This window comes from Halomonas sp. McH1-25, assembly GCF_022348165.1.
In the GTDB taxonomy this organism is placed as follows: domain Bacteria; phylum Pseudomonadota; class Gammaproteobacteria; order Pseudomonadales; family Halomonadaceae; genus Modicisalibacter.
In genome coordinates this window covers 71,926-92,060 of the sequence record NZ_JAKRFI010000006.1, presented here as the reverse complement: position 1 = coordinate 92,060, position 20,135 = coordinate 71,926, and the positions used below count along the sequence as shown (strand labels likewise).

At 63.9% G+C, this 20,135-nt stretch carries 19 protein-coding genes; 1 reads left to right on the top strand and 18 read right to left on the bottom strand.

The genetic code is table 11. The features are described 5' to 3' along the window. Positions 1 to 11 precede the first annotated feature (11 nt). The 14 genes from der to trmJ form a co-directional block, all read right to left on the bottom strand. Entirely contained in the window at positions 12 to 1,415 is a 1,404-nt protein-coding gene (gene der / locus MHM84_RS15400; RefSeq protein WP_239267243.1) for a ribosome biogenesis GTPase Der, read from the bottom strand. A 148-nt stretch (positions 1,416 to 1,563) separates the two neighbouring features. After that, a complete protein-coding gene (gene bamB / locus MHM84_RS15395; protein ID WP_239267242.1) occupies positions 1,564 to 2,718 on the bottom strand; it encodes an outer membrane protein assembly factor BamB in 1,155 nt (384 codons plus the stop codon). Continuing rightward, positions 2,715 to 3,374 carry a tetratricopeptide repeat protein gene (locus MHM84_RS15390; RefSeq protein ID WP_239267241.1) on the bottom strand — a complete coding sequence of 220 codons (660 nt, stop codon included), beginning with the start codon at positions 3,372 to 3,374 and terminating at the stop codon, positions 2,715 to 2,717. Before MHM84_RS15390 ends, bamB begins: the two co-directional genes overlap by 4 nt. An 80-nt stretch (positions 3,375 to 3,454) precedes the next feature. Continuing rightward, the gene (hisS, locus tag MHM84_RS15385) at positions 3,455 to 4,735 is read right to left on the bottom strand and encodes a histidine--tRNA ligase (protein ID WP_239267240.1); all 1,281 of its coding nucleotides are present in this window, start codon (positions 4,733 to 4,735) and stop codon (positions 3,455 to 3,457) included. 63 nt (positions 4,736 to 4,798) lie between these two features. Next, a complete protein-coding gene (ispG, locus tag MHM84_RS15380; RefSeq protein ID WP_239267239.1) occupies positions 4,799 to 5,911 on the bottom strand; it encodes a flavodoxin-dependent (E)-4-hydroxy-3-methylbut-2-enyl-diphosphate synthase in 1,113 nt (370 codons plus the stop codon). An 8-nt stretch (positions 5,912 to 5,919) separates the two neighbouring features. Continuing rightward, positions 5,920 to 7,014: a RodZ domain-containing protein gene (locus MHM84_RS15375; RefSeq protein ID WP_239267238.1), complete on the bottom strand. Its 1,095-nt coding sequence runs from the start codon at positions 7,012 to 7,014 to the stop codon at positions 5,920 to 5,922. Between the two features lie 28 nt (positions 7,015 to 7,042). Further along, positions 7,043 to 7,792, bottom strand: coding sequence for a type IV pilus biogenesis/stability protein PilW (pilW, locus tag MHM84_RS15370; RefSeq protein ID WP_239267237.1), 750 nt, complete (start codon positions 7,790 to 7,792; stop codon positions 7,043 to 7,045). 120 nt (positions 7,793 to 7,912) lie between these two features. Next, positions 7,913 to 9,040 (bottom strand): 23S rRNA (adenine(2503)-C(2))-methyltransferase RlmN, encoded by a 1,128-nt coding sequence (gene rlmN / locus MHM84_RS15365; protein WP_239267236.1) that lies wholly within the window; start codon positions 9,038 to 9,040, stop codon positions 7,913 to 7,915. Between the two features lie 85 nt (positions 9,041 to 9,125). After that, positions 9,126 to 9,551: a nucleoside-diphosphate kinase gene (gene ndk, locus MHM84_RS15360; protein WP_239267235.1), complete on the bottom strand. Its 426-nt coding sequence runs from the start codon at positions 9,549 to 9,551 to the stop codon at positions 9,126 to 9,128. Positions 9,552 to 9,731: 180 nt separating this feature from the next. After that, positions 9,732 to 10,058, bottom strand: coding sequence for an iron-sulfur cluster assembly accessory protein (locus tag MHM84_RS15355; protein ID WP_239267234.1), 327 nt, complete (start codon positions 10,056 to 10,058; stop codon positions 9,732 to 9,734). A 30-nt stretch (positions 10,059 to 10,088) separates the two neighbouring features. Further along, positions 10,089 to 11,237 carry an aminotransferase class V-fold PLP-dependent enzyme gene (locus MHM84_RS15350; protein ID WP_239267233.1) on the bottom strand — a complete coding sequence of 383 codons (1,149 nt, stop codon included), beginning with the start codon at positions 11,235 to 11,237 and terminating at the stop codon, positions 10,089 to 10,091. Positions 11,238 to 11,274: 37 nt separating this feature from the next. Continuing rightward, positions 11,275 to 11,745, bottom strand: coding sequence for a Fe-S cluster assembly transcriptional regulator IscR (iscR, locus tag MHM84_RS15345; protein ID WP_239267232.1), 471 nt, complete (start codon positions 11,743 to 11,745; stop codon positions 11,275 to 11,277). Positions 11,746 to 11,864: 119 nt separating this feature from the next. Continuing rightward, positions 11,865 to 12,791, bottom strand: a complete 927-nt coding sequence (gene cysE, locus MHM84_RS15340; RefSeq protein ID WP_275445811.1) for a serine O-acetyltransferase — start codon at positions 12,789 to 12,791, stop codon at positions 11,865 to 11,867. 84 nt (positions 12,792 to 12,875) lie between these two features. Continuing rightward, positions 12,876 to 13,655 carry a tRNA (cytosine(32)/uridine(32)-2'-O)-methyltransferase TrmJ gene (trmJ, locus tag MHM84_RS15335; protein ID WP_239267230.1) on the bottom strand — a complete coding sequence of 260 codons (780 nt, stop codon included), beginning with the start codon at positions 13,653 to 13,655 and terminating at the stop codon, positions 12,876 to 12,878. A 157-nt stretch (positions 13,656 to 13,812) separates the two neighbouring features. On the opposite strand from trmJ, the gene MHM84_RS15330 reads away from it, so the two are divergent. After that, a complete protein-coding gene (locus MHM84_RS15330; protein WP_239267229.1) occupies positions 13,813 to 14,613 on the top strand; it encodes an inositol monophosphatase family protein in 801 nt (266 codons plus the stop codon). Between the two features lie 109 nt (positions 14,614 to 14,722). Here the strand turns inward: MHM84_RS15330 and MHM84_RS15325 are convergent, their stop codons facing one another. The 4 genes from MHM84_RS15325 to MHM84_RS15310 form a co-directional block, all read right to left on the bottom strand. Then, complete coding sequence (locus tag MHM84_RS15325; RefSeq protein ID WP_239267228.1) at positions 14,723 to 16,477, bottom strand: sodium:solute symporter family protein; 1,755 nt, start codon at positions 16,475 to 16,477, stop codon at positions 14,723 to 14,725. A gap of 136 nt (positions 16,478 to 16,613) precedes the next feature. Continuing rightward, entirely contained in the window at positions 16,614 to 18,062 is a 1,449-nt protein-coding gene (locus tag MHM84_RS15320; protein WP_239267227.1) for an aldehyde dehydrogenase family protein, read from the bottom strand. Positions 18,063 to 18,072: 10 nt separating this feature from the next. Continuing rightward, complete coding sequence (locus MHM84_RS15315) at positions 18,073 to 18,807, bottom strand: MBL fold metallo-hydrolase (RefSeq protein WP_239267226.1); 735 nt, start codon at positions 18,805 to 18,807, stop codon at positions 18,073 to 18,075. Next, positions 18,804 to 20,126, bottom strand: coding sequence for a cytosine permease (locus tag MHM84_RS15310; protein WP_239267225.1), 1,323 nt, complete (start codon positions 20,124 to 20,126; stop codon positions 18,804 to 18,806). The genes MHM84_RS15315 and MHM84_RS15310 overlap by 4 nt, the downstream gene beginning before the upstream one ends. Positions 20,127 to 20,135: the final 9 nt, after the last annotated feature.

The following is a 20,135-nucleotide window of genomic DNA, read 5'->3' as shown; positions in this document are numbered from 1 at the left end:
GGCGTCAGGGATCAGCGACGTTTGCGGCGTGCTTCCTTGGTGCGTGCCAGTTGCCGGGCGCGGGCCTTTTCGCGATCGGTGGCGTCGGCGTTGCTGTCGAAGGGATTCTTGCCCGAACGAAACTCGAAACGCATCGGCGTGCCACGCACCTTGAGTACCTTGCGAAAGGTATTGGTCAGGTAACGCTTGTAGGCTTCCGGCAACGCCTCGGTCTGGTTACCGTGGACGACGATGATCGGCGGGTTGCTGCCGCCCTGGTGGGCCATGCGTAACTTGATGCGTCGGCCATGTACCAGCGGCGGCTGATGCTCGCTCACCGCATCCTGAAGGATGTTGGTGAGACGATTGGTAGACCAGTGCGCGGTCGCCGCCTTGAAGGCACGCTCGATGGACGGGTAGAGATCGCCCACCGCGGTACCGTGCAGCGCCGAGATGAAGTGCAGATCGGCATAGTCGGCAAAGCCGAGGCGGCGCTTGACGTCGGCGCGCATCTTCTCGCGCTGCTCGCTTTCCAGGCCATCCCACTTGTTGACCGCCAGCACCAGGGCGCGCCCGCTACTCAGCACGTAATCGAGCAGATGCAAGTCCTGCTCCACCAGGCCGCTGCGCGCATCGAGCACCATGACGGCGACGTGGCATTCCTTGATCGCTTCCAGCGTCTTGATGATCGAGAACTTCTCGGCGACCAGGCTGACGTTCTTGCGCCGCCGCACCCCGGCGGTATCCACCAATACGTAGCGGCGACCCCGGCGCTCGAAGGGAATCTCGATGGCGTCGCGCGTGGTGCCGGCTTCGTCGAAGACCACCACACGCTCCTCGCCGAGCAGGCGGTTGACCAGCGTCGACTTGCCGACGTTGGGCCGTCCGATCACGCCGATGCGAATGCCTTGTTCGGTGGCGGGTGGCGGGGCGTTCTCCTCGCGCTCGGGGAATGGCGCCAGCACTTCGTCGATCAGCGTAGTGACGTTGCGTCCATGGGCAGCGGCGATGGGGCGAGGGTCGCCCAGGCCGAGGGCCCAGAAGTCGGCCATGGCCGAGTGTTCTTCCAATCCATCGGTCTTGTTGACGACCAGCCAAGTCTTCTTCTGGTTGACGCGCAGATGGTTGGCGATGGCTTCGTCGGCGACGTGCAGACCGGCGCGTGCATCGACCAGGAACAGCACGATATCGGCCTCATCGATAGCCAGCAGGGACTGCTCGGCCATGGCGGCATCGATGCCTTCCTCGTCACCGCTGATACCGCCGGTATCGATGACGGTGTAGGTCTTGTCGCCAAGCTGACCATTGCCGTACTTGCGATCCCGGGTCAGACCGGGAAAGTCGGCGACCAGGGCATCACGCGAACGGGTGAGGCGATTGAAAAGGGTCGACTTGCCGACATTGGGTCGGCCGACCAGGGCGATCACGGGATTCATGGTATTAGCGAGTCGAGTCAGGAGTCGGCAGAAACCGGCACGGTTTCTGTTGGATTGGGCGCGATTCTAGCATTACTGGCCAGGATGCGCCCATCAGCGTAAGCGGTATGTCGGGAAACGTGCAGGCAGGATGCCTGCACACGGGGGTTCAGTTACCAGCGCCAGACACATCGAAGGCGTTGAGTTCACCGTCATTGGTCATCACGTAGAGGCGCTGACCGTTGCCGATGGGCTCCAGGCTGATGCTGTCGCCGACATTGCGCCGTCCCACCAGCTCGCCGCTCTGGGCATCGATCAGGTGGATATAGCCTTCAAAGTCGCCCACGGCGATGCTGCCGTTGACGAAGGTCGGCGAGGTCAGCCAGCGACCCTCCAGGGCATCGGACTCCCAGATGACTCGGCCGGACAGGGCGTCCAATGCCAGGACATGGCTGGCTTCGTTGACCGTGTACAGGGTGTCGCCGACCAGCATGGGACTCAGGTAGCTCGACATCTCGCGCTCCCAGAGCACTTCGCCACTGGTCGCTTCCAGCGCCAGCAGGCGGCCGTTGTAGCTGGTGACGTAGAGGCGGCCGTCACGGGTCAACAGCGGCTGGCCGTCGAGATCGACCAGACGTTCGACTTCGCTGCGGCCTTGCGGCACGGCGACACGCATGTCCCACAGGGGCTGTCCGCTGCGGTTGTCCAGAGTGACCAGACGGCCGTTGGCGAAACCGGCAAACGTCACCTGATCGATGACCTGAGGCGTCCCGGTACCGCGCAGCGTCAGCGCCGGCTCGTTGCTGGTGTAGACCCATTGCTCCTCGCCGGTGGTGCGGTCCAGCGCGGTAATGGCGCCGTCCACGCTCTGCACGATCAGCAACCGGCTGTTGGCCTGGGGCGGTGCGAGAACCTCGCTGGACACGCGGGCGCGCCACTGCTCCTCGCCGCTGGACTGATCCAGGGCCACGACTTCGCCATTGCGGGTCCCCACATAGACGCGGCCGGCAACGGCGCGCAGGCCGCTGGAGAGGGGCGTGCCTAGCTCGACCTGCCAGCGGCGCTCGCCACTGCCGGCATCGATGGCGCGGACCAAACCGGACTGGTCGGCGGCATACAGCACGCCGCCATCGAACGCCGGGGTGATCGGGTAGCGGGCCACGCCCAAACCTTCGCCGATATCCTGGCTCCAATCACGGTCGATATCCACCTGCGATTCGATGGCGGTCAACTCGCGCGGCGCATATTCGGGCTCGACGGAACCGGCGCAACCGGCCAGCAGGGCGACCAGGACCGCAGGAACGAAAAGCGAAGAAGTCTTCATAGCGTGGCATCCTCTGCGCCGAGATTGTCGAGCTTGAATTGGACGCCGGGCACCGGCTGGCCGCCTTCCTGCGCCAGGCGCAGTGCATTGCGGTATGCCTCGCGGGCCTCGTCCTCGCGATCCAGGGCGACGAGGATGTCGCCGCGGGTGTTGGCCTGCTGAGCAGACAGGGCATCGGGAATGCCAGCTTCGAGCGTGGCCAGCGCCGTGTCGGGGTTGCCGTCGGCGAGTTGCACGCGCGCCAGGCGCAGGCGAGCAAGGCCCTGCAGGTAAGGGCGTTGCGTGGTATCGATCAGATTCTGCAGTGCGTCCATGGCCGCCGCATGATCGTCGTCGGCAATCGCCAGGCGAGCCTGGAGCAGGGCGGCCAGGTCGGCGTATAGCGTATCGCCATGCTCGTCCTGGATTTCGCCGACCAGCTGCTGTGCCTGGGCCGTCGCTTCGGCATCGAGTTCGTCCTGCCCGGCCAGCGACAGCAGTTGCTGGTAGCGCATGGAAGCCGCTTCGGCCTGATCGGCCTGGTAGCTTTGCCAGGCTTTCCAGCCGAAGACACCGGCGGCGGCTATCACCACACCGGCGATCAGGGACGTGCCGTTGGCTTTCCACCAGCGCTTGATGGCGTCAAGCTGTTCTTCTTCGGTTTGCAGTTCCGCCACAGGCGGTCTCCTTAAAGTCTGTCTGAAACTGGCTGTGCCTTGCCCAGGGCGCACCGACGCGGCGGTAGGTGCTCGAGCTTTCAGCTCAGCAGGGACGTCAGCGCCTCGGCGATGTCATTGCGCGACAGGCTTTGCTGTTCGCGCTCTTCACGCAGGAACTTGACCCCGACCGTGCCCTGCTCGACCTCGTCTTCGCCGAGAATCAGCGCCACGCGGGCACCGCTCTTGTCGGCCTTCTTGATTTGGCTCTTGAAACCGCCACCCCCACAGTGCAGTTGCAGTGAGAGCGTCGGCATGGCGTCGCGCAGGGCCTCGCCGAGGAGCAGCGCTTCCCGCTCCGCCCGCTCGCCCATGGCCAACAGGTAGGCGTCCGGCCCGCCTTGGCTCTCCGCCGGCACCAGGTCGAGCGTCTCGAGCAACAGGATCAGGCGTTCGACGCCCATGGCAAAGCCGACGGCCGGAATGGGCTTGCCGCCAAGCTGCTCGACCAGCCCGTCGTAACGTCCACCGGCACACACGGTACCCTGGCTGCCCAGTGCGGTAGTGGTCCACTCGAATACGGTCCGCGAGTAGTAGTCGAGGCCACGCACCAGGCGCGGATTGATGCGATAGGCGATGCCCGCCGCATCGAGACGCGAGGTGAGTTGTTCGAAGTGTTCGCGCGACTCGTCATCGAGGTGATCGAGCAATTGCGGCGCGCCGGACAGCATCTCGGCCATGTCGGGGTTCTTCGAGTCGAGAATGCGCAGCGGGTTGCTCGACAGGCGGCGTTGCGAATCCTCGTCGAGGACGTCGCGATGCTGCCCGAAATAGCCGACCAGCATGTCGCGGTAGGCCTGGCGAGCCGCCAGCGAACCCAGCGAGTTGAGTTCGAGGGTGACGTGCTCGTAGAGGCCGAGCTGCTTCCACAGGCGTGCCGACAGCAGAATCACCTCGGCATCGATATCGGGCCCTTCCATGCCGAAGGTCTCGACACCGACCTGATGAAACTGGCGATAGCGGCCCTTTTGGGGGCGCTCGTGACGGAACATGGGGCCCTGATACCACAGGCGCTGGGTCTGGTTGTGTAGCAGGCCGTGTTCCATGGCGGCGCGTACGCACGCTGCAGTGCCTTCCGGGCGTAGCGTCAGGCTGTCGCCATTGCGATCTTCGAAGGTATACATCTCCTTCTCGACGATGTCGGTGACCTCGCCGATGGAGCGGGCGAACAGGGCCGTCTGCTCCAGGATGGGAGTGCGTATCTCACGATAGCCGTAGCGCTGCATCAATGCCTCGACCTGATGCTCGAAGTACTGCCATAGCGGCGACTGTTCGGGCAAAAGGTCGTTCATGCCACGAATGGCCTGGATCTTCTTGCTCAAGGGTAACTCCTGGCATGCCGGACAATGAGCTGGCACGGCTCACTGCCCGGCCGAAAAGAAACCTCAGCTGCGAGCGATCATGTCCTGCTCGGCGGCTTGTTTTTCACGAACCTTCTCGCGGATCAGGCGTTCCAGGTCGTCGACGAGGTGCTCGTTGCGCAACTTCGAAGCCGGTTTGCCGTCGATGTAGACGAGATTGGCAGGGCTGCCGCCGGTCAGGCCGATATCGCTTTCCTTCGCCTCGCCGGGGCCATTGACCACACAGCCGATCACCGACACGTCGAGCGGCGTCATGATGTCCTCGAGACGCTCTTCGAGGGCGTTCATGGTGCCGATCACGTCGAAGTTCTGGCGCGAGCAACTGGGGCAGGCGACGAAATTGATGCCCTTGGCGCGCAGGCGCAGGCTCTTGAGCATGTCGTAGCCGACCTTGATCTCCTCGACGGGATCGGCAGCGAGCGACACGCGAATGGTGTCGCCGATGCCGTCCATCAGCAGCATGCCCAGTCCGATCGATGACTTGACGGTGCCCGAGCGCAGCCCGCCGGCTTCGGTGATCCCCAGATGCAGCGGCTGTTCGATGCGTGTCGCCAGGTCGCGATAGGCGGCGACTGCCATGAACACGTCGGAGGCCTTGACGCTGACCTTGAAGTCGGGAAAGTCGAGACGCTCGAGATGGTCGATGTGGCGCATCGCGGATTCGACCAGCGCGGCGGGGGTGGGCTCGCCGTACTTCTTCTGCAGATCTTTTTCCAGCGAACCGGCATTGACGCCGATGCGGATCGGAATGCCATTGTCGCGTGCCGCCTCGACCACGGCACGGACACGATCTTCACGCCCGATATTGCCGGGGTTGATGCGCAGACAATCGACGCCGAGTTCCGCGACCCGCAGGGCGATCTTGTAATCGAAGTGGATATCGGCGACCAGCGGCACCTGGACCTGGCGCTTGATGCGCCCGAAGGCCTCGGCGGCATCCATGGTCGGGACGGAAACGCGCACGATATCGGCGCCGGCGGCTTCCAGACGCTGGATCTGCGCCACCGTGGCCTCGACATCGTTCGTGTCGGTGTTGGTCATGCTCTGCACGGAGATGGGGGCACCGCCACCCACCGCGACAGAGCCGACATGAATCTGGCGTGATTTGCGCCGCTGGATCGGAGACTGAGCGTGCATAGCCTGAATCATTCTCCCAAGGTGAAGCGAGCGACATTGTTGCCGCCGGCGCGAGCGCGGAGATCGACCGGCTCGCCGCGATAGCGTAGTTCGACACCGCTGGCGTTACCCACGGTCAGGCGGAACGGAGGCTCGCCTTCCACGGTCGCCTCGGTGCCGGGCGATTGCAGGCCGACGAAGATGCGTTGGCCATTGGCATCGTAGATCTCGGTCCATGACTGTTCGTTGAAAGTCAGTGCCAGACGACGATTATCGACGCTCGGCGTCTCGTCCTGTGCGGCCGACTGGGCTTCGGCGGTCTCTGGCTCGGTTGCGGCGTCGTCCGCCGCGTCGCTGGTGGCTGTCGTCTGTGCTGCCTCGCCGGTAGCCTGCGCTTCGCTGGAGGTCGTCTCGACACTCGCTGTGCCAGCGGTGGCGGACGGCGTGGTCGATGCAGGCTCGGAGGCGTTCGTATCGGCCTCGTCCGTGGACGACGCTGATGCTTCGCCGACATTGGCGCTCTGGTCATCCACCAGGCCGAGCTCGCTGTTGTCTTCGGGCAGTGGGGGCAGAGCGTCGTCACTCTCGGCCTCTTCCGCTGCCGGTTCGGGCTGGGGCGGCGTGTCATCCGTCGCCTGCTCGTCCATGGGACTGACCTCGACCGAGTCGCTCAGGCCCAAGCCCTCCATCAGCTCGTTGCCATTGCGACTCTGCCACCATAGCAACGTCAGGCCGATCAGCCCGAGAATGACCAGCAGGGTAACCAGCTTGAAGATCCAGGCGCCGACTTTTGACGGTGGCTTGGTTATGTTGACGGGCGTTACCTTGCGGTCGAGATCGCCACGGCCGTACTGATTGTTGTAGGCATCGACGATCTGGCGTTCATCGATGCCCATCAGGCGGGCATAGGCGCGCAGATATCCGCGCCGATAGGCCGGAATCGGCACCTCGTCGTAACGGTCCCCTTCCAGACCGGCAACCACGGCCGGGCGCAGGTTGAGCTGTACGGCCACTTCCTCGAGCCCCAACCCTTGGCGTTCACGCTCACGTTTGAGCTGCTGACCGGGTGAGGCGTGACCGGTAGGGTCGAAGCTGGCTTCCTGTCGTTCTTGTGCTTCGCTCATGACTGAGCTTTCCTCTTGATGCGTATGGTCAGGGGGCGCCTGCGTATTCGTCGAGCTGGCGTGAATAGAAAGCGGCGGTCACGGCATCTCCGCGGGCATTGGCAATCTGTTGTGCCAGTCGAAGTCCGTCGGGGGTCATGCCGGCCAGCCGGATAAACGTTTGCAGCTGTTCCCAGGCGCGCTGGTCATTGCCCTGTGCGTGGTCGATCTGTGCCAGCGTCAAATAGGGGCGGGCGTTGCGCGGGTCGAGGGCCTGCGCGCGCTCCAGGCTGGCGCGTGCCGCCTGTAGGTTGCCCAGCTGACGCTGACAGATGCCCAGGTTGGTATACAACTGGGCACGGTTGTCGTACTTGAGGTCTTGCGCTGCGCGTTCGAGCTGTTCGCAGGAGGCCTCGATGCGGCCCTGCGCAAACAGGAATGCGGCATAGTTGTTACGGGCACGCGTGAAACCGGGCGCTTCCGCCAGGGCTTGCCGGAAAAAGCGGTCGGCATGTGCCGTCTCGCCCTGGCGCTGGTAGAGCAGGGCCTGGGCCTGGAGTGCCTCGGGATCGTCGGGAGCGATCTCCAAGGCACGGTCGAGCTTGTTCTGGGCACGGCGCAGGTTGCCCTGCTCCATGTACTCGATACCCATGGTGACATTGAGCCTGAGGGCCTGATCCAGGTCGGCCGTATGGGTCGGCTTCTCCAGCGTCGTGGTCGTACAGCCGGACAGCCAGACTACGCCGAGCGTGACGGCACATAGTTTGGTCAGCGATGACGAACGACAGCGTCGGATCATGCACTCCTCGGGTGAATTCTTACGGTTGGCCTTGATGAGCAGACCACCTCGGTCATGGTGAACTTCGAAGCGTACTCATCAAAGCGCCGTGACCAGTTGAAGTCAAGGATGGCCTTCCATTCAGTCGGCATCGAGTTGAATCGATTGAATATAACGCTCGTGACGCTTGGTTCTGTCCTTCACCCGCCCGACCAACTGGCCGCAGGCGGCATCGATGTCATCGCCGCGCGTGGTACGGATCGGCGCGGTGTAGCCCAACTCGTAGAGCCACTGTTGAAAGCGCATCGTCTGGTTGCGCGACGGCTTCGCGTAGCCCGAGTGCGGAAACGGGTTGAAGGGGATCAGGTTGATCTTGCAGGGCAGCTCCTTGAGCAGGGCTGCCAATTGCTCGGCATGCTCTTGCTGATCGTTGACGTCCTTGATCAGGGTGTACTCAATGGTGATCAGACGAGTGTCGTCGCATTTCGCCAGATAGCGCTGGCAGGCGTCGAGCAGTGTGCGGATGTTGTACTTGCGATTGAGCGGTACCAGCTCGTTGCGCAACTCATCGTTGGCGGCATGCAGCGAGATGGCCAGACTCACATCGATCTCGTCGCCGAGTCGGTCGATCATCGGCACGACGCCCGAGGTGGATAACGTGACGCGCCGCTTGGAGAGACCGTAACCGTTGTCGTCGAGCATGAGTTTCATGGCCGGCACGACATTGTCGTAGTTGAGCAGCGGCTCGCCCATGCCCATCATTACCACGTTCGTCACCGGTCGGTTGGCCGTATCGCGGCGTGGCCCGACACTGCGCTGGGCGACCCACACCTGGCCGATGACTTCGGCGGCGGTCAGGTTGCGCTGGAAACCCTGCTTGCCCGTGGAGCAGAAGCTGCAGTCCAGCGAGCAGCCGACCTGGGACGACACGCACAAGGTGCGGCGGGTGCCGTTATCCGAGGGAATCAACACCGTTTCCACATAACTGCCGTCCTCGACCTCGAGCACCCATTTGCGGGTACCGTCGTTGGACGTGCCTTCGTAGACCACGCCGGGACCGCGAATTTCAGCCACCTCGGCCAGGCGCGTACGCAGCGCCTTGGAGAGATTGGTCATGGCCTCGAAGTCGTCGCAGCCTTCATGGTGGATCCACTTCATGACCTGGGCGGCGCGAAACTTCTTTTCGCCGATGGAAACGAAAAAGGCTTCCATCTCTTCACGAGACAGGCCAAGCAGATTGGTGCGCGAGGATTGGGTGGTGGCAGTCATAATCGGCTATCGGTAGGGCACGGAGCGAGAAAAGCTCGAAAGCATGGTACGCATCAGGCGGGGGCGTGCCCCCGCCATCCACGAATCAGCGCGGGCAGATCTCGTCGTTGCTGAAGAAATAGGCGACTTCGCGCTCGGCGGATTCCGGCGAGTCGGAGCCATGGACGGCATTGGCGTCGATGGACTGGGCAAAGTCGGCGCGGATGGTGCCGGGCGCAGCTTCCTTGGGGTTGGTAGCGCCCATCAGTTCGCGGTTCTTGGCGATGGCGTCGTCACCTTCCAGTACTTGAACCATCACCGGGCCGGACGTCATGAAGCCGACCAGATCGCCGAAGAAGCCGCGCTCCTTGTGCTCGGCGTAAAAGCCTTCGGCCTGTTCCTGGGAAAGATGCAGCATCTTGGCGGCAACGATCTTCAGACCGGCTTGCTCGAAGCGGCTGTAGATTTCACCGATGACATTCTTGGCAACGGCGTCGGGCTTGATGATGGAAAGGGTGCGCTGGTTGGCCATGCGAAGACTCCGTGATTGCATTGAGTGAGTATGGTTCAAAGACGGCTGCGCGCCGCTGAAGCGGCGCGCAAGATACGTTTCGGCAAACGGGTTGGCCGGGAACCGAAAATCGCGACATTATAGCGGCTCGGCCGACGTTACGCACCTGCAGTAAGGTGGCCGGGCGGGAGGAGCCCGGGCTCAGACGCTGAAGCTTTCGCCACAGCCACACTGATCCTTGACGTTGGGGTTATTGAATCGGAAGAAGCGGTTGAGACCTTCCGAGACATAATCCACTTCACTGCCGTCGAGCATCGTCAACGCATCCGGTGCCACATAGACCTTGGCGCCATGTTCCTCGAAGGCGACGTCGTCGTTGGCGGCTTCGTCGGCGAAGTCGAGCACGTAACTATAGCCGGAACAGCCGCTGGGCTTGACGCTAACCCGCAGGCCCAAGCCGTGGCCGCGCTCGTCGAGGACCTGGCGGATCTGTTTGGCCGCTGCGGGAGTGATCGATAGTTGAGCCATGTGTTTCCTCCTCGATGATGAAGCGCTGTGTCAATGGTGCAGTGTAGTCAGCGCGTGCCGCAGTTCGGCAATGGCAGCGTCGATGTCTTCCTCGGTGGTGAAGCGTCCGAAGCTGAATCGCAACGATGTTAGGGCGCGCGATCGGGGGACGCCGATACCTTTCAGTACATAGGACGGCTCGACGCTCGCCGAGTTGCAGGCCGAACCGGTGGATACCGCAATGCCACGCAGCGCCATTAGCAGCGACTCGCCGTCCACCCCGTCGAAGGCCAGGTTGACGATGTTGGGTACTGCCACCTCGACTGCCGTGTTGCGATGTACGCCGGGCAGATCGCCCAGGCCGTCGAGGAAGCGATTCGCCAGTTGGGCGATACGTGCCTGATCGTCCGGCCCTTCGCGTTCGGCCAGGGCAAAGGCTTCGCCCATGCCTGCGATCTGGTGGGTCGCCAGCGTTCCCGAGCGCATGCCACGCTCGTGACCGCCACCATGGATCAATGCCTCGACACGGATGTCGGGACTGCGCCGCACGTAGAGCGCGCCAATTCCCTTGGGGCCGTAGACTTTGTGCGCCGATAGCGACATCAGGTCGATCCCCAGTTGGTTGACGTCGAGCGGGATACGGCCTGAGGCCTGGGCGGCATCGACATGCAGAGCGGCGCCACGGGAGTGGACGACCTCGGAAAGGGCCGCCAGGTCATGGATCGTACCGAGTTCGTTGTTTACCGCCATCAACGAGACCAATACGGTGTCGTCACGCATGGCTTCGGCCAGCTGCGTGGGCGATACGCGGCCATCGCTCCCCGGCGTCAGCCAGGTCACCTCGAAGCCTTCCGCTTCCAAGGCGCTGGCGGTATCCACCACGGCCTTGTGCTCGATGGTCGAGGTGATCAGGTGACGGCCGCGCGCCCGGTTGGCGCGCATGAAGCCGATCAGGGCCAGATTGTCGGCCTCGGTGGCTCCGGAGGTCCAGACGATCTCGCGGGGATCGGCGCCGATCAGGTCGGCCACTTGGCGGCGGGCATGCTCAACGGTCTGCTCGGCCTGCCAGCCGAGCATGTGGCTACGCGACGCCGGGTTGGCATAGATGCCGTCCAGGGTCAGGTGTCGGCTCATGAGGTCAGCGACACGGGGGTCGACCGGAGTGGTCGCGGCATAGTCGAGATAAACGGGTCCGTTCATGACGTGTTGTCTACCGTTGAGCGAAATCGGGCCGCGATCAAGGTGAATCCACGGCAATGGTGTCGCCGTCGGCGCGCAGTCGCTGACGAGCAGCAATGGTGCGCACCTCATGACGCTCGATGAGGTCGGCCAGGGTCACGCCATCGAGGAAATCGTGAATCTCTCGCGTGAGCTCACACCATAGATGATGGGTGAGGCAGGTGCTGCCCTGCTGGCAATCCGACAGTCCTTGGCAGCGGGTCGCATCTACCGACTCATTGACAGCATCGATCACGCGGGCCACCGATACGGTATCCGGCGAGACCGCCAGGAGATAGCCTCCACCGGGGCCACGTACGCTACTGACCAGTTTGGCCCGGCGTAGCTTGGCGAAAAGTTGCTCGAGGTACGACAGGGAGATTTCCTGACGGCGCGAAATGTCGGCCAGACAGATGGGTGTCTGGTCGGCATGCAGCGCTAGGTCGAGCATGGCGGTGACGGCGTAGCGTCCCTTGGTGGTCAGGCGCATAAAATGTCACACGGGCGTGTTGATGGCCGAAATGCCACCGGAACGCCGACGCCATTCCGGTGAAGCGCAGCCATTATGGAAAAACCCACTAGAATGGTCAACAATTCTGCCCGCCGACGTCAGCGCTCATTCCCGGAGCGCTTGCGTGACAGAGACGACGGCACTTCCTGCCGTTCGTCGTCCTGCGTCGACAGCTTGTCTTCAGGCGCCGAGCAGCAGCTCTCCACATCGGCGAGGATCTCGGAAAAGTCTTCGTCGCGCAGTTGCGGCCAGTGCCCGGCGCGATAGCCGGCGTCGAGCTTGCGCAACGTCTCGCACATCATGTCCATGCGCTGATCCACGGCGTGCATGTGGTCGAGCATGGCCTGCATGGAGCGAGCTACCGGGTCGGGCATGTCCTGGCTGACACCATAGGCATCGAAGCCGAACTTCTGGCGAATCGCTTCGCGCCGTTCAGGATCGAACGTCGGCGCTTCCTCCACATCGGGGTCGGCGCGCTTGACGATCTTGCCGGGAATCCCGACCACCGTGGCACCGGCCGGCACCGCCTTGGTGATCACGGCATTGGAACCGATCTTGGCGCCGGCCCCGACCGTGAACGGGCCGAGGATCTTGGCGCCAGCCCCGACGATGACGCCGTCTTCGAGCGTGGGGTGCCGCTTGCCCTTGTTCCAGCTGGTGCCGCCCAGCGTCACGCCCTGGTAGAGCGTGACATCGTCGCCGACCTCGGCGGTCTCGCCTATCACTACGCCCATGCCATGATCGATGAAGAAGCGCCGGCCGATACGTGCGCCAGGGTGGATCTCGATACCCGTCAGCCAGCGGAACAGCGTCGATATGCTGCGTGCCAGCCACTTCAGGTTACGCTCCCACAACCAGTGACTCAGGCGGTGGGCGAGCAGGGCGTGCAGCCCCGGGTAATTGGTCAGCACTTCGAGGAAATTGCGCGCCGCGGGATCCCGGGCGAATACGCTGTTTATGTCTTCACGCAGACGGCTGAACATGAAGCGATCCTTGTCACGGGCCAGGCCGATAGTCGACCGCAGCGATGAATCGAGGGGGCAAACATTATTGGGGCGCGACCATCGCCCTGCAAGGTATGTGCAGGGCAAAGGTTACGCCCGGCTCAGTCAGCGCTCGCGGGCGCTCTTTTCCATGGCGGTGAGAATGCCGCGGAGAATGTTGATCTCCATGCGATCGGGGCGTGCACGCAGGTAAAGGCGGCGCAGCCGGGCCATCAACTGGCGAGGATTGTCGGGGTCGTGGAAATCGATGGCGATCAGGGCGCGTTCCATGTGCTCGAAAAAGCGCTCCAGGTCCGCATGGTCGGCCAGCGGACTGTCCCACTCGGTACCGAAGGGAGCGTTCGCCTGGCAGTCGCTCTCCTCCGGAGCCGATGCCAGCCAGGCCTGGCGGCACTCGTAGGCCAGCACCTGCACAGCGGCGGCCAGGTTCAGCGAACTGAACTCGGGATTGGTGGGAATGTGCACGTGACGATGGCAGCGCTGCAGCTCGGCGTTGGTCAGCCCAGTATCCTCGCGGCCGAAGACCAGCGCCACGCGGGCATTTTCATGACCCATTTCCACCCTCAGGCCCTCGCCGAGCTGGCGCGGTGTGAGCATCGGCCAGGGCAGGGTGCGCGAACGGGCGCTGGCGCCCACCGCCAGGGTAGTGTCTCCCAGCGCCGCGTCGAGCGTGTCGTAAACGTGAGCCCTGGCAAGAATCTCATCCGCTCCCGAGGCCCGTGAAATCGACTCGCTGCAATGCACCTCGCAACGTGGCGCCACCAGGGTCAGATCGCTTAGTCCCATGTTCTTCATGGCGCGGGCGGTGCCGCCGATGTTGCCGGGGTGGCTGGTGCCGACGAGTACGATGCGCAGTCGGTCGAGAGAGAAGGCAGAAGCGGGCATTTCTGGAAGCAGTCCGGGGTCGTTGACGATGAACCCGACAGTCTACCATGTGATGTGGCATGACGGCGGGTCAGGGCGATTTTCATGGCCCAGGTGGCGACTTTTTGTTAGCATGCCCGCCGTTCTTTAACAGTGACCGACTCCTCAAGGCCCGATCATGCATCCGATGGTCCAATTTGCGTTGCGCGCCGCGCGCAGCGCCGCTGAACAGTTCGTACGCATTCGTGAGCGCATCGAGACTGCGCATGAAGACCGCAACCTCGACGGCTTGCTGGAAGATACCGCGCGCAATGCCGAAACGCTGATCGTGCGTCAGCTGGCGCGGGGCTACCCCCAGCATGGCGTCTCCGGGCGTTTCACCCCGCATCGCGACGGCGAAGGCGAAGGCCGTGACATCGTTTGGAAGATCGAACCCTTCCATGGCTATTCCAATCTTGGCGTGGCCGGCAATGGGTTCGCCATTTCGCTGGTGTGCCTGGTCAAGGGGCGCCCCGAGCATGCCGTAGTGATCTGTCCGTTCAGCGACGACGAATACCTGGCCAGCCGCGGTCGCGGCGCCCAGCATAACGGCAAGCGCATCCGCGTGAGCAAGGCGACCAACGTCACCGGCATCCGCCTGGCGATGGGTTTGCCCGAAAGCTGGTTGCGCGCTCGCCACTTTCCGACCTACCTGCGTGTGCAGCAGCAGCTCGGTCCGCAGATAGAGACCGTGATCGCCACGGGTTGTCCGTTGCTGGACATCGCCGAAATGGCCGCCGGTCGCGCCGATGCGGTGCTGGTGCTGGGCCTCGAGGAGCAGGACAGCCTGATCGGTTCGCTGTTGCTCAAGGAAGCCGGCGCGCTGGTGGGCGGTCCCGACGGCAGCCCCAATGTCGGCCCCGAGAGCGATCTCATGGCCGCCGGCCCGCGCCTGTTCAAGGCATTGGTGCAGCAACTCAAGCCGCATATCGCAAGCTGAATCACCCCCGCCAGATGCACCACGCCCGCCCGGCAATGCCGGGCGGGCGTGGCGAGTTCGTCCAATATTCACTGTTCTAGTTTTAACGCACAGACTCCTTGCACCCGCGTCAGTCCCTCTGCCAGGTCTCGGCGAAGCGGGAGTCGCACGTTTCGTGGCGTCGCGCCCGCACCAGCCAGAAGCCCACCGCCCCGGCAATCACCAGCATGGCGCCGCAACCCGCCGCCAGCAGGTAGGCGCCGGTAACGGCGCTGTCGGCCACGCCGAAACGCCCGGCCAGCGCCGCCAGTGAGCCGGCGTATTGCCACCACAAAAAGGCCCCCACCGCGACGCCGGTTAGCATGGTGATCACGGCTACCTGACGGGTCACAGTCGCCCAGCTTCGCTCGTTGCGCACTGGAGGGCGGTGCAGGAAGGCGCGATAGTCGCGCTCCGCCTGGCTGACTTGGGTCAGTTGCGAGGCGATTGCAATGGCCACCAGCGCCGCGAGGGTACTCAGCACTACCGGGTGCAGGTAGACCGGCAGCGAGAGCCACTCGGCCTGCACCATCAGCGACAGGATCAGGTTGCCGACGAAGCCGACCGTCAGGCCCCAGCCGGCGCCGGCAGCGGTAATCCGCCGACTCCAGATGCTCAACAGGGCCACCGGCCCCCAGGAGGAGGCGAACAGTGTCGCAGCAAACCACACTACCGCCATCACCGCCGGCGGCTGGAAGAGTGCCAGCAACAGCGCCACCAGCCCGGCCGCCAGCACACCGATACGGCTCGCCCGCATGGCGCTGACCTCGCTGCGCGAGCCGGGCAGGATATCGTTGGCAAGGCTGAAGCCGATGATCGACAGGAAGGTCGAGCAGGAGGAGAGCCCGGCGGCGAACACGCCGGTGAGGATGGTTACCCCGAGCCAGCCCGGCAGCACGTTGAGCGCTGCCCACACCATGGCGCGCTCGCCATCGAGAGTCGGGTCGTAGAGGTTGATCGCCGCTCCGGTCATCATCATCAGCGCGTAGAAGATCGCCAGCACCACGGCAGTAAGCATGGCCGAGCGCATTACCACATGCTCATTGCGTGCCATCAGGTAGCGGCTCGATTGCCAGGGGCTGGCTGCCAGCACCGTGGCCCACACGAGCCCCAGCGTCAGTCCCCAGACGAGCGCTTCGCCAGGAGACGAGAAACTCGCGCCATCGCCCTCGGTCACGCCGTGCCACAGGGCAATGCCGGGCTTGTCGCTCTGCACCAGCAGCCCTTCGATCACCCCGGACCAGCCGCCGAGATCGCCGATGATGTAGAGCGAGCCTCCCACTGCAGCAAGGGAGAAGATCACGAACATCACGGTGTCCGTCAGCACCACGCCCTGTGAGCCGGAGTAGAGAATAAAGCCGGTATAGGTGAGCCACACCAGCACCAGCCCGCTCCAGTAGGGTAGTCCGGTGAGTTCCTCGAACATGATGCCGGCGCCCTGCATGACGCCCAGCAGGTAGGCGCCGAGCCCGAACACGGTGGTAAGCCCGGCGATCATCTGTACGCGCTTCGAGGCAAAGCGCTTGCCGAAGAATTCGGGCACCGTCAGTGCCTCGCTGCGACGTAGGTAGCGACCGAACACCAGCGCGCCGAGCAGGCAGCCGGCGGTGCTGATGGCGGCGAAGATCAGCATGACGAAGGGATAGCCTTGATAGGCAAACCCGGTCTCGCCCAGAAAGGCGCTGGTGCTCAGGTAGCTGGCGACCAGCGTGCCCAGAATCATTAGCGTGGGGGCGTTGCGCCCGGCGACCAGGTAGTCATCGAGATCCTTGACCCGGCGACCGGCCAGGTTGCCGATAATGAAATAGCCAATCAGACTGAGCACGATGGCTGCGGTATAGACCATGGCGGATTCCACCTATTGTTGGAGTTGCCGCCATGGTATGGGAAGAGGCGATAAGGATTGTCCTTATTTCGACGTGAAGTGAAGTTTATGCGACACGGATGGCAAAGCGCTTGGGGCCGCTGATGCCGGCGAGCACTTAGCCAGCCGGACCGATGACGTGCTTCACCTCCTGATAACTTGCCAGTCCCCACGTGCCGAGCTCCCTGCCAATGCCGCTGCGCTTGAAGCCGCCCCAGGCCGTTTGCGGCAAGACTAGCTGCTCACTGTTGTACCAGATGCTGCCGGCCTGCAACTGACGCCCGATGCGCTTGGCGCGAGCCGGGTCGCCGCTGACCACGGTCGCCGCCAGTCCGTAATCGCTGTCGTTGGCCAGGACGATGGCTTCCTGTTCGCTGGCCACGCTGCGCCCGCAGAGTACCGGGCCGAAGATCTCCTCGCGCCACAGGCGACTATCGGCAGGCACGTCACGGTAGAGCGTGGGAGCGACGAAGTAGCCTTGTTGGGGCAGGGGACGGTCACGGGCATCGCGAACCGCGGTCAGGCCCTCCTGTGCGGCGATGCCCAGATAGTGCTCTACCGCCTCCTTCTGGCGGGCACTGGTCAAGGGCCCTTGAGTCGTCGCTTCATCCAGTGGATCGCCTAGCACCAGCGCATCGATACGTCGGCCCAGCGCCTCATAGAGTGCGTCGGCCACGGCCTCGTGAACGATCAGCCGACTGGTGGCCGAACAGATCTGGCCGGCATTGAAGTAAATGCCCGCCATGACATGATCGGCGGCTTCCTCGATCTCGACATCGTCCATGACGATGATCGGCGACTTGCCGCCCAGCTCCAGGGAAATGCTCCGGCTGCCGTCGGCCACGGCCCGCATTACCACTTCGCCGACACGGTTGCTGCCGGTGAACGAGATCTTGTCGATGTGTCGATGGTGGGTCAGCGGTTCGCCGATGCCCTGGCCATCGCCATGCACCAGGTTGAACACACCAACGGGCAAATCGACCTCGACGGCGATCTCGGCCAGCGCCTGCTCGGGTAGCGGCGTCACCTCGGAGGGCTTGAACACCACTGTACAGCCGGCAGCCAGGGCGGGCGCCAGCTTCCAGGCGCTGGTCACCAAGGGGAAGTTCCACGGCGTGATCAGCCCGACCACACCGACCGGGTCGAAATAGCAACGCGCCTCGATGCCCGGCATGTCCACATCCACCGGCTGGCCCTGTCGAGAATCGAGCTGATGGGCCTGCTCGGCATAGTAGCGATAGCAGGCGATGGCATCGTCGAGGTCGATACCGGCCTCGGCGAGTGCCTTGCCATTATTGATCGAGGACAGGCGAATCAGCTCGTCACGACGTGCGTTCAGCGCATCGGCGAAGCCGTCCAGGTAAATGCCCCGCTGGGCTCCTGACAAGGCACGCCAGGCGGGCAGGGCACGACGCGCCGCCGCGACCGCGGCCTCTACATCGGCGCTATCGCCCGCCGTGACCTCGGCGATCACCGCTGCGCTGTAAGGGTTGGTGACCGGCAGGGTCCGGGTCGCCTGCGAAGCGACCCACTGGTTGTCGATGAATTGCTTGTCGAGACGTTGCATGGGCATTCCTTCAAGCGTCATGGTTGCGTAGCCACGCATCGATCATCGTGTGCAGTCGCTCGCCCGAGAAACTCGGGAAGTGACCGCCATGCACGACGCGTGCCGGCAATTGCCGCAGCCGGCGCAGGCTGGTGGCGTAATCGGTCAGATTGCTGTGCCAGGTATCCTCGATGAGCGGCCCGTCGTAGATCACGTCCCCCGAGATGAGCGTGGCGGTGGCAGCTTCCCAAAGGGCGATGCCGCCCGGCGAGTGGCCGGGCGTATGGACGACCTCGAATTGCCGGTCGCCCAGATCGATCGTCTCGCCGTCCTCGAGCGTGACGATCCGGCGCGGCGGCGCAATGCGGTAGGTGTGGTACTCGAACGGCGCCGGCGGCAGCGCCTCGAACATGGCATCGTCGAGAAACCCTTCGGCCAGGGTGCGTTCCCGGTCCGGCGAGGCCAGGATATCTTCTTCGTCGGCATGCACGTGACAGGTGTCGAACTCGCAGGCCGCGCCGATGTGATCGAAATGCGTGTGGCTGGCCACGGCCACCAGATCGCGCTCGGCGACCAGTGGTACATGGCGACGCAGCGGCACGGCGCCGAGACCGAAATCGACCATCAAGTCCCGCTCGCGCCCCCGTACGTGCCATATGTCGCAGCGGTAGAACGGGCGGATCCACGGCTCGTCGATCCGCGTGACGCCATCCGCAAGCGGCGTGGTGCGATACCACTGGTCGGCAGCGATGCGCAGCAGGCTCATGCCACGGCCCTGCCCGCACGGCGTGAGACGTGGCTGGCCACGAAGTAGAGCGCGCCGGTGATCACGAAGACCGGCAGCGAGGCGCCGAAATCGAGCGGCGCCACCCAGTTCCAGTAGTAGGCCAGGGCGGCGCCGACCCCGTAGCTGACGAAGGCGACCGGATTGACCCTGGGCAAGGCGTCGGTATGGCCGAGCAGCTGATCGGCGCTGTAGCGCTCGCGACCGAGCAGGAAGTAGTCGACGATCATCAGCGAGAAGGCGGGGATGAACACGCTGCCGATGATCAGCAGAAAGGTCTGGAACTGATCGAGGATGCCGGGAATCAGGGAACCCACGACCGAGATCACGCCGATCACCAGCGCCGGTTTCCAGAACGGTGTGCGCGGCGCGGTGCTCATGTAGGAGAGCGTGGCGCTATAGACGCACATCACATTGGTGGTCAGTACCGAGAAGAAAATCACCAGCGCCGCCGGCAGACCGAAGCCGAAGCCGCTCAGCAGTTGGGTCGGGTCGTAAGTCTGCGGAAAGCCGATGGCCACCGACAGCGCCGAGACGCCGGCACCCAGGCCCATGGCGATGAGCGTGGCCGTGACATAGCCGCCCCAGGTGCCGACCACCGCTGCTCGCAGGCTCTTGCAGTGGCGGTTGTAGTCCGCCGCCAGGGGAATCCACGAGAATGCGGTGGCGATGACGATATCGAAGGCCACACCGGCGCCCAGCCCCCCGCGCGCCTCCATCTCGACGATGCTCGGCAGGTCGTAGTTGGAGGCCAGTGCAAACACCACGACACCCGACAAGGCCAGCATCAATACCGCAGCGAGCTTCTCGGCGGTCTCGATCCCCAGGTGGCCGCGCAGAGCGATCAATACGACCAGGCCTTCGCAGATCACCGTGAACAGCGCCACGTTGGAGTACCCGGTCAGGCTCTGCACGGCATAATCCAGGCTCATCCCGGCCAGCAGGGCCTGGATCCAGCTCCACGCCACCAGCGCCAGCAGATTGACCCAGGCAGGGAAGGCGGCCCCCAGCCGGCCGAACGTACCGCGTGCCAGCACCATGGTCGTCATGCCGGTCTGCTGACCCATCACGCCGATCAATACCAGCGGCACGATGCCGATGGCCGAGCCCAGCAGCACCAGCGTCATTGCATGCAGGAAAGCCAGGTCCGGCGCCAGGAACATGCCGGTGAGGATCGTCGTGACCACCACGTTGGCGCCCAGCCACAGGGCGAACGTGCCGGGCAACCCCAGGCTGCGCTCATGGGTGACGGCGTCCAGGGTGTCCTGGCCGAAGGCCGAGGGTGTCTTTGCAGTGTCCATTGTTGTTTT